Below are 12,183 nucleotides of genomic sequence, written 5' to 3'. Positions count from 1 at the left end.
CGTTGCCTGCCAACATCTGGTTCGATTTTCGGGAGAGGAGTCTGCTCAGCGCCGCGGGATTCTCGGCACCGACCCGGTCCATTGCCGCGTTTCGATGTCGCGGCCGAGCCCCAGCGCGTGGGCCGCTTTCGCAAAGATGAATCCCAATACAAACCCGCCGATATGGGCCCACCAGGCGACGCCTGCGCCCATCGAACTGGCGAACAGGTCCTGGGTCCCCTGGAGAATCTGGATCGCAAACCAGAATGCCGCGAAGAACAGCGCCGATACCGGAACAAAAAGCGGCAGGAAGAGCACCGGCACGAGCAGGATGACCTTTGCGCGCGGGTAGGTCACCGCGTAGGCGGCAATGATCGCCGCGATTGCCCCGGATGCGCCGAGCGCCGGCACCGGCGAGTTCCAGTTGGCAAGGAGATGCGCCGCGCTCGCCGCCACCGCGCCTGCGAGATAGAGGAGAATGAATCCCGGGCGCCCGCAACGCGCCTCGATTGCCGGGCCGAAGATCCAGAGGCTCCACATGTTCAAGATGATGTGAAGCCAGCCGCCATGGAGAAAGGTGTTGGTGAGCAGCGGCCAGTAATCGTACGGATCCAGACCCGCGGCCATGGCGAGTTGCGGGTCCGAATAGCGAAGGGGGATGAGTGCAAAGTGGGCCAGGACCCAATAGAGGCCCGGTTCCGGGAGAGCGATCATCCAGAGAAATATCAGGAAGTTCAACCCGATGATCGCGTAGACGACGACGGGACGGCGGGCGCGCGGAGCGGTATCGTAAATCGGGATCATGAGACGGCTGGCCCTGCAATCCGGTCTCCGTCTAGTTAGGCCCGTGCACCAGCGATTCAAGTTACGCTGATATCCGGACCGCAGGACCGGCACGGACCGCCGTGGATGCGCGAGTTTTATCCGAGGCGAGGTTCTTGGACTCGAACTGGTGGCTTTGCGGATGGGGCCGAGCTTTCGGAACCCAAGAGCAGGCGGATCAAAATCGGCGCGAAATTGGAGCGATTGGTTGCCGGAGCTCTGTCCGGCGAAGGGCCTGCCGGACTACTTGATCTTCAGAAGCAGGATCTTGCCGGCCATGGTGATGCCATGAGCCGACTCCTCGGGCGGAACATCCGTATTCAGCGCTTTCACAAGGCTGTGCTCGCGCAGGTCGTTGAGGGTTGCGGTAGTCAGGAACTTGACCTTCTGCGGCCGCTCCTTGAACCGGTCGTGTTTTGCATAGGTGACCTGGGCATTCAGGTGCGTCCACCTCTTCCCGCCCTGGGGATAGACATCACCATCCCTGACGAGCTTCAGGCCGCGGATCTGGGTTGGCGTTAATTCAATCATGTCTTAGTCTTTCATCGATCTTCGGCAAGAGAGCGGTACAGCGATCCCGGAGAGGAACGCCGGTCAAGGGCAATCACCCGCACCAGCGGCGTCACGGAATGAAACCAGCCGCCGGCGTTGGTCGTCCCAAAGCACGAGCCTCACGCATTTGAGGCTATCCCAAAGGGTGATACGACCGATGTCGGCGAGTTGCGGATGGTCGCGCAGCACTTCCGGCAGGCGGTAGTAGGGTATCCGGCTGGACAGATGATGAACGTGATGGATGCCGATATTGCCGGTGAGCCACCGCAGCACCGGCGGAAGATCGTAATGCGAAGCACCATGCAGCGCCGCCTGGGGAAATCGCCAGTTCTGGCCTTCCGACCAGTGGGTCTCTTCGAATTGGTGCTGGACATAGAAGAGCCAAACGCCGGCTGAACCGGCGATCAGCACGACCGGAAGATGGATCAGGAGAAGACTCTGCAAACCGACGGTCCACGCCATCAGGGCGGCCAGCGTGGCGATTGCTCCATTCGTCGCCATCGTCGAAATCCAAGGCAGAGCACCCGAGTTCATCATTCCGAACGGCAGGCGCTGCTTGAATAGGAAGAGCCAGGCCGGGCCGATTCCGAACATGACAAGCGGGTGCCGGTACAAGCGGTAGCCGAGACGCTTTGTCGGCGAAAGAGCACGGTATTCGGCAATCGTCAGCGTGGTGATATCACCGACCCCACGTTCGTCGAGATTGCCCGCACTCGCATGATGGGCGGCGTGGGCACGCCTCCAATAGTCATAGGGGGTCAGCGTCAGGACCCCAAGCAGGCGGCCGGTCCAGTCATCGAGTTCGCGACGGGCGAAGAACGAGCCGTGGCCGCAATCGTGCTGGATCATGAACAGCCTGAGCAGGAAGGCGCTGGCAGGAAAGACCGCGATGAGCCCGGGCCAGAAGCTGTTGGCTAGCGAAAAGCAGGCAGCGGCCCAGAAGATGGTGAAAGGGGTCAGAGTAATGAAAAGTTCGAAGGCGCTACGCCCGAGGCGGGGCTGTCGGTATTTCGCCAGTGTCTTCAGCCACTCTCGAGCATTGTCTTCAACGAGTGAGGCGGCTGGATAGGCGTGTGCGTTCATGATAACCGGTCCGTTTTTCGCTCGCCCCACTGTCATCTGTCAGGGCAATACCGGCGCCCGTGTTGTGGGCGCAGGTGTTGAGGTGTCAGGCTCGACGGGCCTTGCGGGCCGCATAGCGGCGGTCGCGTTCGGCCTTGCGGGCTGCCTCGTCCGCGACGACCCGCGCGACCCGATCGGCAATTTCTACCTCGCGGGCTTCGGCTTGTGCCCTTTCCTCGGCCTCGGCTGCCGCCGCCAGTTGAGCGGCTTCTGCCAAAATCCGCGCATTCTCGGCTAGCTTCAGCGTTTCGCGCTCGGCGCGCCGGGCTTCCCTGGCACGGCTAACCGCCTCACGAGCCGCCCGCTTTTCCTGCATTTCAGGGTCGGTCGCCTTTGGAGCGGATGCGAATTTTTGCAGAAGCTGGCGCTTTGCATCTGCCGCGGCATTCCGCCGTTCGGCAAAGCCGTTGTCGCTCGGGTGTCTCAATCGTTATTCCTTTGACTTCCATCCTAAAGAGTTAGAGCGGGATGCGGGTGAAAAACCGCGAAAACTTTTCCTCATCCCGCTCTACTGCATGTCTCCTCTAATCGAGCTCGATTTGAGGACAAAGACATGCAGCACTTCAAAGTGCTACAGCGCCTTGCGCGTCTAATAAGACGCGCAAGGCGCTGTAGTCACGAAGGTCGCCTTTCAAGCAGCCAGAGGATTGCCTCACGCCAGCTATCGACGCCTTGTACGGAAAAAGGCCAGACATGCGCCTGGCCTTTTCAAACGTCTTGCCGCCATGCCAGTACATCCGTGGTCATTAGCGGCGAAAAGCGTCAGGCAGCGCGGAGCTGGCCTGCGGACATCTTGCCCGACTTGTTGTCGCGCTCGAGCTCGAAGCCGAGTTTCTGACCTTCGACGATCGAATTCAGGCCCGCGCGTTCAACAGCAGAGATGTGAACGAACACATCGGCACTGCCGTCGTCAGGTTGAATGAAGCCGAAGCCCTTGGTGGAATTGAACCATTTAACTGTGCCAGTGGTCATAACGAACCCTTTCTTAGCAACATTGATCACCGCTGGGCGGCGCACAGCGGGGTTTCGACTTTTGAGAGAGGGAAGTTCGTCAAGAGACGCGCAAGGCGCGGCAAAAACAAATATCGGCAAACAAAGTATCGATGTCCTCCCATAGACGAGAGCGGCGGCCACGTCAACTTTTTGTTTTCGGAATGGCCAAATGCAATGTTAGGCTGCAGAACGTGAGCGAGTCGCCTCCCTTCCCCGCGAACTGGCAGCGTTCAGAGCTTAGGGTCAGGACCATCACCAGACGGGGCACGGACACGACCCATGCTCAGATGTCTACAGGATGCGTCCGAACAGGACCGAATAGACAATCACAGCAATCGCCAGCGTAAAGGCAAGCGATACGAAGAGGCGTGTGAAATCGTAGGTGTAGAAGCGGGCGGGGATGAGGTTTTTCATAGCGATTTTCCCAGTTTTCGTTTGCTCTAGATGCCCAGAGCGCGGCTTCCGCTGCGCTTCACGAAGTGAGCGACGGCAACCTCGTTCTGACCTGGCCGAGGACCTGCGGTCGGACCCGATGTGGACGATGATGGTTGCCACAAGCTCGGCGCACTTCGCAAATTCCTGCGGCTGACCGATCGCGCTGCGTCTTGTCCACTCTGCGATTTGGCCGAGTGTCATGAGTTCATTCCCTCTAATCGGGTCGATTAGGGGGATCTTTGCAGGCCCCTGCTCCGACCAGGAGCCAATGCCAATCCGGATTTTTTAAAGTGCGCCATAAAAGACGTAAAGTAAACAACGAATTCCGCTTGTTTATCCTAATTGCAACTGGTGCTCGCCGCACACTTACTGAGAATAACAATGCTCGATTTGTTTCACTTTTATCTTTGCTGGACCCAGGAATAAATCTTTTCAAAGACCAGATTTTCACCGACTTTCATAGTAAAGCCACAGTCGACGCATATGGCGTTATGCTCTTTTTATGCTGGTCTCAGCTTAGCAAGAGGAAATGGACCAAACTCGCTGATCTCGCTTCCCGAACATCCAAGCGCGAGGCCACCGTTGCGGGCTTGGCCCAAGCCGACTGAACGGGGCCTGGCTTCCGTTGACTGAGGAGCGCCGTGGCGCAGGCGACCGGCGCGAAGAGAGCCGCAGATGAGAAGCAAACACGAAGAACACGCGCTCACCATCAGCGCATGGGAATCCGCGGGGGGCCCGCCGAACAGATCCGAACGACGCGATCAATATGGCCGCCGTTTCGATGGAGACGGAACCTATACGATCTATTATCTCCTAACCGGGGATACAGCAGAGATCGGCCCTTGGAAGATGGAAGGGCTCAGCCCCAAGAATGCGGTGCGGGCGCTGCGTATTCTTAACACGCCCGGGGATGCACCTGGATAGGCTGACATTCGGTGTCGTCCCGGCGGTAGCCGCGCAGCTTGGAAATCAGATGACCAATTGTACGATATGCGCGAACGGCGTCATTGCCCATTTCCCGCTGGCGTCTTTCGTCGTTCTGTAGATGATGAAGTCACTGCCCACCGTGAACGTTCCATGCATCGTGATCTCGTTACCGGTTGAGAGTACTGCTCTAAGCTCACTTGCATGGCGCTTCTCGATCTGGTCGCTGATCAGCTCGGCCAAGGTCAGGTGAAGCCTGTCAGGTTTGGAGTTATTCATTTTTCGCCCGCCCTACGGCCCCATTTTATCGGCGCTCGCCGATATAGCGGGAGCATTCCCACCCGGTGGAACGCCCAGCGACGGGCTCGCACCATGTCGAACCCTGCCCTCTTTTGCTTATGTTCGCAAGGCGCCGGCATGTGAGGCGCTTGCCCGGAAGATTGCGGCGGCGCGAGCCGAAATCGGCACAAAGTTTGTCCCGCGCCATAACGACTGGCAGCGGCCGCGGGAGCACGACACTACCGCACTTGCCGTCTTTTCGGTCGAAAAGAAACCACCGCCGCATAGCCGGTGTCGAGTTTGCCACGATGGTCGCAATCACGCGTCTGGGCAAGGATCATGAGATCCTCCTGAGCTTCGGTCTTTCGGCGGCCGGCGAACCGGGCGCGCAGTAGCGGATGTAACAGCGCCCCTCGCCCTCATGCTGGACATCGACCACCACCCCGAAGACGGAACAGATCCGCTCTGCGCTGAGGACCTCGGATGGGCGGCCCAGCGCAACGATGCGGCCGCCGCTCATCAAGGCAATTCGGTCGCAGAACATCGCTGCGTGGTTGAGATCGTGAAGCGCCGCCACGGCTGTCAGTTGCTGCTGGCGGACGAGATGCAGCAGGCCGATCTGGTGGCCGATATCGAGGTGGTTCGTCGGCTCGTCCAGAAGCAGGATTTCCGGCTGCTGCGCGAGGGCACGGGCGATGTGCAAACGCTGGCGTTCTCCCCCCGAGAGCGTGTGCCACTGCCGCGCCGCCAATGGCTCCATGTCGACGTTGCGGATCGCCGCGCCGACAATCTCGTCATCCTCCGCCGACCATGGTGCGAGCGGTCCGAGATGTGGGGTGCGGCCGAGCTCCACGGCCTGGCGCGCCGATATGCGCTCGCTCGTCTCGGCCTGCTGTTCGACGAGGGCTATGCACCTGGCGACCTCACGGCGTCCGAGCCCGTCTATCGGCCGGCCGTCCAGCAGCACACGACCCGACTTCGGTCGCCGGAGACCCGCAAGAAGCGACATCAGGCTCGTCTTTCCGGAACCGTTCGGTCCAACGATGCCGAGAAATTCTCCCGGGACGACGTCGAGCGAGACGTTCTCGAGAATGGAAATTCCGCCCGTGGACCATGAGACGTTGCATGCCGAAAGCATCATCGAACCGCTCCCCGCTGGCCAAGGATAATCGCGAAGGCAGGCGCTCCGACAAGCGCCGTCACCACGCCGATCGGCAGCACCTGGCCCGGAATGATCACGCGGGAAACCACGTCGGCGGCGACCATGAAGATTGCCCCGGTCAAAGCGGATGCCGGCAACAGCAGCCCGTGCCGGACGCCCACCAGCATCCGTGCCGCATGCGGGATGACGAGCCCGACGAAGCCGATCGACCCGACGATGCTGACCATGGCCGCCGTCATCATGGCCGATGCGCCGATCAGCACGACACAGACGCGGCGCACGGGTATGCCGAGCGAAGCGGCGGACTCGGAGCCGAAGGTGAATGCATCGAGGGCGCGTGCATGCCAGAGACAGGCAAGAAGGCCAACCACAGCGGCAGGCAGAGCAAGCCAGACATCCGGCCAACGGACGCCAGACAGATTGCCGAGCAGCCAAAACATGATCGCGCGCGACTGCTCCGCGTTGGCCGCCTTGGTGACGATGAAGGAGGTGAGCGCGTTGAAGAGCTGCGAGCCGGCGACACCGGCGAGTATGATGGCACCATGCCCCCTGCCCGCGCGCATTGCGAGCAGGCTGACGAGCCCGAATGCGAGAAGTGCGCCGAGGAAGGCCCCCAGCGGCAGCGTCAACAGACCGGCACCGAAACCCAGGATGGCAACGGCGACCGCGCCCGTCGATGCTCCCGCCGAGATCCCGAGAATATACGGATCGGCGAGCGGGTTGCGCAGAAGCGACTGCAGCACGACGCCGGAAAGTGCCAGCGCCGAGCCGCAGCACGCCGCCACCACGGCGCGGCTCAAACGGTAGTTCCAGACGATGCCCTCGTTGATCGGATCGAGCGGATAGCCCGCCTGCCATAGCCGATTGGCGATCGTCCGGGCGACGACATCCATCGGGATCGCCGTCTCGCCGATCGCCGCACCCAGCCAGAGCGCCGAGAACAGCAGGACAAGCGCCAGCACTGTGGCGCCTGTCCTCGATAGGGAGCCCACCATCCTGTTCACTGGGTCAGGCCGGCTTTTTCGATAGCCTCGGCCAGGGCCTCGATCCCTTCGATGGTCCGGATCGTTGGGTTCATCGCCTGGGCGTCCATTTCGACGACGCGGCCCTCCTTGACGGCCGGCATGAGACTGGTCACCGGGTCGGACTTGAGGAACTGGTGCTTGACGGCGATGTCGTCTGCGGGGAAACGGCGACGCTCCATCTTGCCCGCGACGATGATCGTCGGCTCGGACCTGGCGATGGCTTCCCAGCCGACGGTCGGCCATTCCTCCTCGCTGTCGATGACATTGCGGATGCCAAGCGCCCGCATGATGTAGCCGGGAGCACCGTTCTTGCCGGCGACATAGGGGTCGATGTCGAGCTCCGCGCTCGAGAACCAGAACACGGCCGAGAGCTTGCCGTTCGCCGACACGATCTTCTGCTTGGCAGCATCCTCGCGGGCCTTCAGCTCTGCAACCAGCGCCTCGCCGCGCTCCTGGACGTTGAAGATCTGCGCCAGTTCAGCGATCTCCTGATAGATCAGGTCCATGGTGAAGACCGCGTGGCGAACGCCATCGCCTCCACCCGTATTGTCCTTGCCGACGCAATCGGCCGGCGAGGTGTAAACCGGAATGCCGAGTTCCTCGAACTGCTCCGGTTTGGCAACGATGCCCTCGGACCCGACGTGCCACTGGAACTGCGCGGTGACGATGTCGGGCTTCTTGGCAACGACGCTCTCGAAACTCGGATCGTTGTCCGCAAGACGCTCGACCTTGGCATTGGCCTCCTCGTAACCCTCGATGACCGGGCCGAGCCAGACGGCGGTGCCGACCATCCGGTGCTGCAGGCCAAGCAGATACATGATCTCCGTGCTGCTCTGGCCGATCGAGACGGCGCGTTCGGGCGCCTTATCGAAGGTAATCGGGCGGCCGCAATTGGTGATAGTCAGCGGATAGGTGGTTTCGGCGGCCTGAGCCTCGAAGGCGAAAGTCGACATCAGCGTAGCGACGGCAATAAGGCTGCCGCGACTGTTAGGAATGATGGTCACGGATCGATCTCCCCGATTGTAGAATACCGGCCGCACGGCGCGGACGGCGGGAACTGTCGCGCCGCGTCAGTCAGCGGTTTCGAGCGAGCGGCTCGAACGGGAAGGAACGAATTCAGGAAGGCGCAGCCAGGCGCGAAAATGTGTCATGGCATATCCTGTTCCGGGCATCCCCGCCCGTGGACATTGGAGCGAACGCATGACGGCAGGTCTCCTGGCTTACGGATATCTGTCGTCCATCTGCCTTCCCGTGCCGGTTGGCACAGTGGCACGGCGCTCGAGGCGCCACGAGGATGGACGGCAATCCGCTCACAGTTGCGGGGGCAGCCACGGTTTTGGTCCCTGTTGGGTCGTCCGCACCGTGTTCCCTATTAATCCCCTTCGCTTCACCGTCGGGGAACCGTCGAGAGACTCCATAGATAGTTGAGCCCGACTGGTCAAGGGTAGGCCCTGCCGCGCGTCCGCGGTCAGGAAGCCGACGTTGCTTGCGGCTTCAATTCCGCGGCAAGCCAGGCGCGGAAGGATTCGAGTGGCGGGTAACTGGCCCGCGATTGCGGCCAGACCAGCCAATAGGATCCCGAGCCTGGCACCCCCCTCTTCAAGAGCGGAACGAGGCGTTTCTCCGCTATCTCGGCGTCTGCCAGATAATCCGGAAGAAGCGCCACGCCGAGGCCGGAGATCGCAGCCTGCGTCATGGTCGCGAACTGGTCGAAGAGCATTCCGGTAACGCTTGTTGGTTCCGCGCCATGGGCGGCAAACCAGATTCGCCAGGCGTTCGGCCTCGTCTCCAGTTGAAGAAGCGGCAGCCCGGCCATCCCATCAACGTCGGCAACCGGATGGTCCTTGAGCAGCGCTGGCGAGATGCAGGCCGTCAGTCGCTCCTCGAACAGCTTCATGTGGCCGGCGTCGCGCCAATCGTCCGCCCCGAAATGGATGGCGGCATCGAAGCCTTCGACGGCAAAGTTGAAGCGCTTGAGACGCGTTGCCAGATTGATCGTGATGCCGGGATGTTTGACCAGGAACCTGCCAAGCCGCGGCGCCAGCCATCGCGTGCCGAAGGCCGGCAGGATGGCGAGCGACAGCGTGCCGCCACCCGGATTTGCGGCTAGTTCCATGCTGCCGCGCTGGATGAGATCGAGCGCGCGGGTCACGTCCCGGCCATAGGCGTGGGCGGCTTGCGTCGGGATCAGCTTCTGCCTGTGCCGCTCGAAAAGCTGGCGGCCGAGCTGCTGCTCCAGATTCTGGACGAGACGGCTCACCGTGCTCTGCGTCAGATCGAGCTCGCGCGCTGCCGCCGCTGTCGAGCCGGTCTTCAGGACGGCCTCGAAGGCGGCCAAAAGGCTTATCGAGGGGAGGAACCGGCGCGGGCGCATCTCAGCTATGCATTCCATGAATGATATTACACGCAAATACGGCTTTTTCCGCACGGCAACAAGCGGTACTTACATGGGAAAATCGGCTTACCGTTCGAGATCATCGGGGCGTAAAAGATATCGGGAGAGAATCCGTGACCACAAACCCATCCGTGCATTCATCACAAGGCAGCGCTTTCGCCTGGGACGATCCCCTTCTCCTCGACGACCAGCTTGCCGAGGACGAGCGCATGATCCGTGATGCGGCCAGGACCTTCGCGGAAGCAGAACTCCTGCCGCGCGTCGAGGTGGCCTATCTCGAAGAGAAGACCGATCCGGGCCTCTTCCGGCTGATGGGCCAAGCGGGTCTTCTCGGCGTGACGCTGCCGGACAAATATGGCGCGGCCGGCGCCAATTACGTTTCCTACGGTCTCGTGGCGCGCGAAGTGGAGCGCATCGATTCGGGCTACCGCTCAATGATGAGCGTGCAGTCGTCGCTGGTGATCTATCCCATCTACGCCTATGGCTCCGAAGAGCAGCGCGACAAATACCTGCCCGGTCTCGTTTCGGGCGAGCTGATCGGCTGCTTCGGGCTTACCGAGCCGGATGCCGGATCCGATCCGGGTTCGATGAAGTCGCGCGCCGAGAAGATCGAGGGCGGCTATCGTCTGCGGGGCTCGAAGATGTGGATCTCCAACGCACCGATCGCCGACGTGTTCGTCGTCTGGGCGAAGTCGGAAGCGCATGGCGGTCAGATCCGCGGCTTCATCCTCGACAAGGGTATGACGGGCCTGTCGGCGCCGAAGATCGGCGGCAAGCTGTCGCTGCGCGCTTCTGTCACCGGCGAGATCGTCATGGATGGCGTCGAAGTCGGCGAGGACGCGCTGTTGCCGAATGTCTCTGGGCTCAAGGGACCATTCGGCTGCCTCAACCGTGCCCGCTACGGCATCTCCTGGGGGGTGCTCGGGGCTGCCGAGGATTGCTGGTTCCGCTCGCGCCAATACGGTCTCGATCGCATCCAGTTCGGCAAGCCGCTCGCCGGCACGCAGCTCTTCCAGAAAAAGCTCGCCGACATGCAGACGGAGATCACGCTCGGCCTGCAGGCCTCGCTCCGCGTCGGGCGGCTGATGGATGAAGGCAGGTTTGCGCCGGAGATGATTTCCCTCGTCAAGCGCAACAATTGCGGCAAGGCGCTCGACATTGCGAGACAGGCCCGCGACATGCATGGCGGCAACGGCATTCAGATCGAGTACCACGTCATGCGCCACGCGCAGAACCTCGAGACGGTCAACACTTACGAGGGCACGCACGATGTCCATGCGCTGATCCTCGGCCGCGCCCAGACCGGCATTCAGGCGTTCTTCTGATGGCCGCGCCGAACAGCGCTCCGCTCGCCGGCTTGAAGGTCGTCGAGCTTGCCCGCATCCTCGCCGGGCCGTGGATCGGGCAGACGCTCGCCGACCTCGGCGCCGAAGTCATCAAGGTCGAGAGCCCGCAAGGCGACGACACCCGCACATGGGGCCCTCCATTTATCGAACAGCCGGACGGCAAGGGCGGCACCGAAAAGGTGGCCGCCTATTTCCACGCGGCAAATCGCGGCAAGACATCGGTCACCTGCGATTTCGGCGACCCCGATGACCTCGCCCGCGTCAAATCCTTGGTCTCGGAAGCGGATGTGGTGATCGAGAACTTCAAGGTCGGAGGATTAAAGAAATTCGGCCTCGACTTTGAAAGCCTCGCCGCGATCAACCCGCGCATCGTCTACGCCTCCGTGACCGGTTTTGGCCAGGCGGGCCCACGGGCGCAACAGCCGGGCTACGATTTCTTGATCCAGGGCATGTGCGGCATCATGGACCTGACCGGCGAACCCGACGGCGAACCGCAGAAAGTGGGCGTCGCCTGGATCGACGTCTTTACCGGCCTCTACGGGGTCATCGGCATCCAGGCCGCATTGGCCGAACGGGAACGTTCCGGCCTCGGCCAGCACGTCGATCTGGCACTGCTCGATGTCGGCGTTGCGGTGCTCGCCAACCAAGCGATGAACTATCTTGCAGGCGGCAAGGTTCCGCGCCGCATGGGCAACGCGCACCCCAACATCGTGCCATACCAGGTGTTTCCGGCCTCCGACGGGCATCTGATCATCGCTTGCGGCAACGACCGGCAGTTCGCGACCCTTTGCAGCATGCTCGGTCTCGAAGGCGTCTCGGACGACCCGGCCTATGCTACCAATCCGGCGAGGGTGGCGAACCGGGAAGCGCTCAGTTCGCTGCTTGCGGAAAAGACCAGGCTGCGGCCAAAGGCTGAGCTGATTGCGGCATTGGAGAAAGCGGGCGTACCGGGGGGCCCGATCAATACGGTGGCGGAAGCGATCGACGAGCCGCAAATCCAGGCACGGGAGTTGCGCATCGATCCCGAGGGCTTGCCCGGATTACGCACGCCCATCATTCTGTCACGCAGCACCTTGGCGCTCGATAAAGCCGCGCCGGTTCTGGGGGCTGGACGGTGGCAATTCTCGAAAAAAGCCGAGGAAGAATAAA

Annotated in this window: 13 protein-coding genes, 1 pseudogene and 1 riboswitch; of the genes and pseudogenes, 3 read left to right on the top strand and 11 right to left on the bottom strand. The window is 61.7% G+C overall.

Annotation, left to right across the window (positions count from 1 at the left end; genetic code table 11):
* Positions 1–45: 45 nt before the first annotated feature.
* The 6 genes from AC4P1R_RS24340 to AC4P1R_RS24315 all read right to left on the bottom strand — a co-directional run bounded on the left by AC4P1R_RS24340 (position 46) and on the right by AC4P1R_RS24315 (position 3,882).
* Positions 46–783 (bottom strand): rhomboid family intramembrane serine protease, encoded by a 738-nt coding sequence (locus AC4P1R_RS24340; RefSeq protein ID WP_225191105.1) that lies wholly within the window; start codon positions 781–783, stop codon positions 46–48.
* Between the two features lie 261 nt (positions 784–1,044).
* Positions 1,045–1,332, bottom strand: coding sequence for a hypothetical protein (locus tag AC4P1R_RS24335; protein ID WP_225191104.1), 288 nt, complete (start codon positions 1,330–1,332; stop codon positions 1,045–1,047).
* Between the two features lie 63 nt (positions 1,333–1,395).
* The gene (locus tag AC4P1R_RS24330; RefSeq protein WP_492178119.1) at positions 1,396–2,436 is read right to left on the bottom strand and encodes a fatty acid desaturase; all 1,041 of its coding nucleotides are present in this window, start codon (positions 2,434–2,436) and stop codon (positions 1,396–1,398) included.
* 85 nt (positions 2,437–2,521) lie between these two features.
* Complete coding sequence (locus AC4P1R_RS24325; RefSeq protein WP_069459351.1) at positions 2,522–2,902, bottom strand: DUF6481 family protein; 381 nt, start codon at positions 2,900–2,902, stop codon at positions 2,522–2,524.
* Positions 2,903–3,237: 335 nt separating this feature from the next.
* Complete coding sequence (locus tag AC4P1R_RS24320; RefSeq protein ID WP_069457508.1) at positions 3,238–3,447, bottom strand: cold-shock protein; 210 nt, start codon at positions 3,445–3,447, stop codon at positions 3,238–3,240.
* 312 nt (positions 3,448–3,759) lie between these two features.
* The gene (locus AC4P1R_RS24315; RefSeq protein WP_097527302.1) at positions 3,760–3,882 is read right to left on the bottom strand and encodes a hypothetical protein; all 123 of its coding nucleotides are present in this window, start codon (positions 3,880–3,882) and stop codon (positions 3,760–3,762) included.
* Positions 3,883–4,578: 696 nt separating this feature from the next.
* On the opposite strand from AC4P1R_RS24315, the gene AC4P1R_RS24310 reads away from it, so the two are divergent.
* Positions 4,579–4,827 (top strand): hypothetical protein, encoded by a 249-nt coding sequence (locus AC4P1R_RS24310; RefSeq protein WP_083265360.1) that lies wholly within the window; start codon positions 4,579–4,581, stop codon positions 4,825–4,827.
* Between the two features lie 45 nt (positions 4,828–4,872).
* Here the strand turns inward: AC4P1R_RS24310 and AC4P1R_RS24305 are convergent, their stop codons facing one another.
* From AC4P1R_RS24305 to AC4P1R_RS24285, 5 genes and pseudogenes are all read right to left on the bottom strand, one after another.
* Positions 4,873–5,106, bottom strand: a complete 234-nt coding sequence (locus AC4P1R_RS24305) for a hypothetical protein (protein ID WP_069459350.1) — start codon at positions 5,104–5,106, stop codon at positions 4,873–4,875.
* 337 nt (positions 5,107–5,443) lie between these two features.
* Positions 5,444–6,247, bottom strand: coding sequence for an ABC transporter ATP-binding protein (locus tag AC4P1R_RS24300; RefSeq protein ID WP_225191101.1), 804 nt, complete (start codon positions 6,245–6,247; stop codon positions 5,444–5,446).
* Complete coding sequence (locus AC4P1R_RS24295; protein ID WP_069459348.1) at positions 6,244–7,263, bottom strand: FecCD family ABC transporter permease; 1,020 nt, start codon at positions 7,261–7,263, stop codon at positions 6,244–6,246. Before AC4P1R_RS24295 ends, AC4P1R_RS24300 begins: the two co-directional genes overlap by 4 nt.
* 5 nt (positions 7,264–7,268) lie before the next feature.
* A pseudogene (locus tag AC4P1R_RS24290) lies at positions 7,269–8,219 on the bottom strand (ABC transporter substrate-binding protein); the annotation flags it as partial.
* Between the two features lie 262 nt (positions 8,220–8,481).
* Positions 8,482–8,714: riboswitch (cobalamin riboswitch) on the bottom strand.
* Positions 8,715–8,761: 47 nt separating this feature from the next.
* Positions 8,762–9,667, bottom strand: coding sequence for a LysR family transcriptional regulator (locus AC4P1R_RS24285; RefSeq protein ID WP_069459347.1), 906 nt, complete (start codon positions 9,665–9,667; stop codon positions 8,762–8,764).
* Between the two features lie 230 nt (positions 9,668–9,897).
* Here AC4P1R_RS24285 and AC4P1R_RS24280 point away from each other — a divergent pair, with 230 nt between their 5' ends.
* Positions 9,898–11,013: an acyl-CoA dehydrogenase gene (locus AC4P1R_RS24280; RefSeq protein ID WP_492178844.1), complete on the top strand. Its 1,116-nt coding sequence runs from the start codon at positions 9,898–9,900 to the stop codon at positions 11,011–11,013.
* Positions 11,013–12,182: a CaiB/BaiF CoA transferase family protein gene (locus AC4P1R_RS24275; RefSeq protein WP_151613018.1), complete on the top strand. Its 1,170-nt coding sequence runs from the start codon at positions 11,013–11,015 to the stop codon at positions 12,180–12,182. Before AC4P1R_RS24280 ends, AC4P1R_RS24275 begins: the two co-directional genes overlap by 1 nt.
* The last annotated feature ends 1 nt before the right edge of the window (position 12,183 follow it).

This window comes from Sinorhizobium sp. Y406 (genome assembly GCF_058732025.1).
The sequence above is the reverse complement of the archived record's forward strand: the minus strand, read 5'-3'. Positions and strand labels throughout refer to the sequence as shown.

Bases quoted from the DNA above. Each gene is read 5' to 3' on its own strand.
- AC4P1R_RS24320 (WP_069457508.1), bottom strand. From the start codon at position 3,447: ATGACCACTGGCACAGTTAAATGGTTCAATTCCACCAAGGGCTTCGGC.
- AC4P1R_RS24315 (WP_097527302.1), bottom strand. From the start codon at position 3,882: ATGAAAAACCTCATCCCCGCCCGCTTCTACACCTACGATTTCACACGC.
- AC4P1R_RS24305 (WP_069459350.1), bottom strand. From the start codon at position 5,106: ATGAATAACTCCAAACCTGACAGGCTTCACCTGACCTTGGCCGAGCTG.
- AC4P1R_RS24330 (WP_492178119.1), bottom strand. From the start codon at position 2,436: ATGAACGCACACGCCTATCCAGCCGCCTCACTCGTTGAAGACAATGCT.
- AC4P1R_RS24280 (WP_492178844.1), top strand. From the start codon at position 9,898: ATGATCCGTGATGCGGCCAGGACCTTCGCGGAAGCAGAACTCCTGCCG.
- AC4P1R_RS24275 (WP_151613018.1), top strand. From the start codon at position 11,013: ATGGCCGCGCCGAACAGCGCTCCGCTCGCCGGCTTGAAGGTCGTCGAG.
- AC4P1R_RS24285 (WP_069459347.1), bottom strand. From the start codon at position 9,667: ATGCGCCCGCGCCGGTTCCTCCCCTCGATAAGCCTTTTGGCCGCCTTC.
- AC4P1R_RS24340 (WP_225191105.1), bottom strand. From the start codon at position 783: ATGATCCCGATTTACGATACCGCTCCGCGCGCCCGCCGTCCCGTCGTC.
- AC4P1R_RS24300 (WP_225191101.1), bottom strand. From the start codon at position 6,247: ATGATGCTTTCGGCATGCAACGTCTCATGGTCCACGGGCGGAATTTCC.
- AC4P1R_RS24310 (WP_083265360.1), top strand. From the start codon at position 4,579: ATGAGAAGCAAACACGAAGAACACGCGCTCACCATCAGCGCATGGGAA.
- AC4P1R_RS24295 (WP_069459348.1), bottom strand. From the start codon at position 7,263: ATGGTGGGCTCCCTATCGAGGACAGGCGCCACAGTGCTGGCGCTTGTC.
- AC4P1R_RS24335 (WP_225191104.1), bottom strand. From the start codon at position 1,332: ATGATTGAATTAACGCCAACCCAGATCCGCGGCCTGAAGCTCGTCAGG.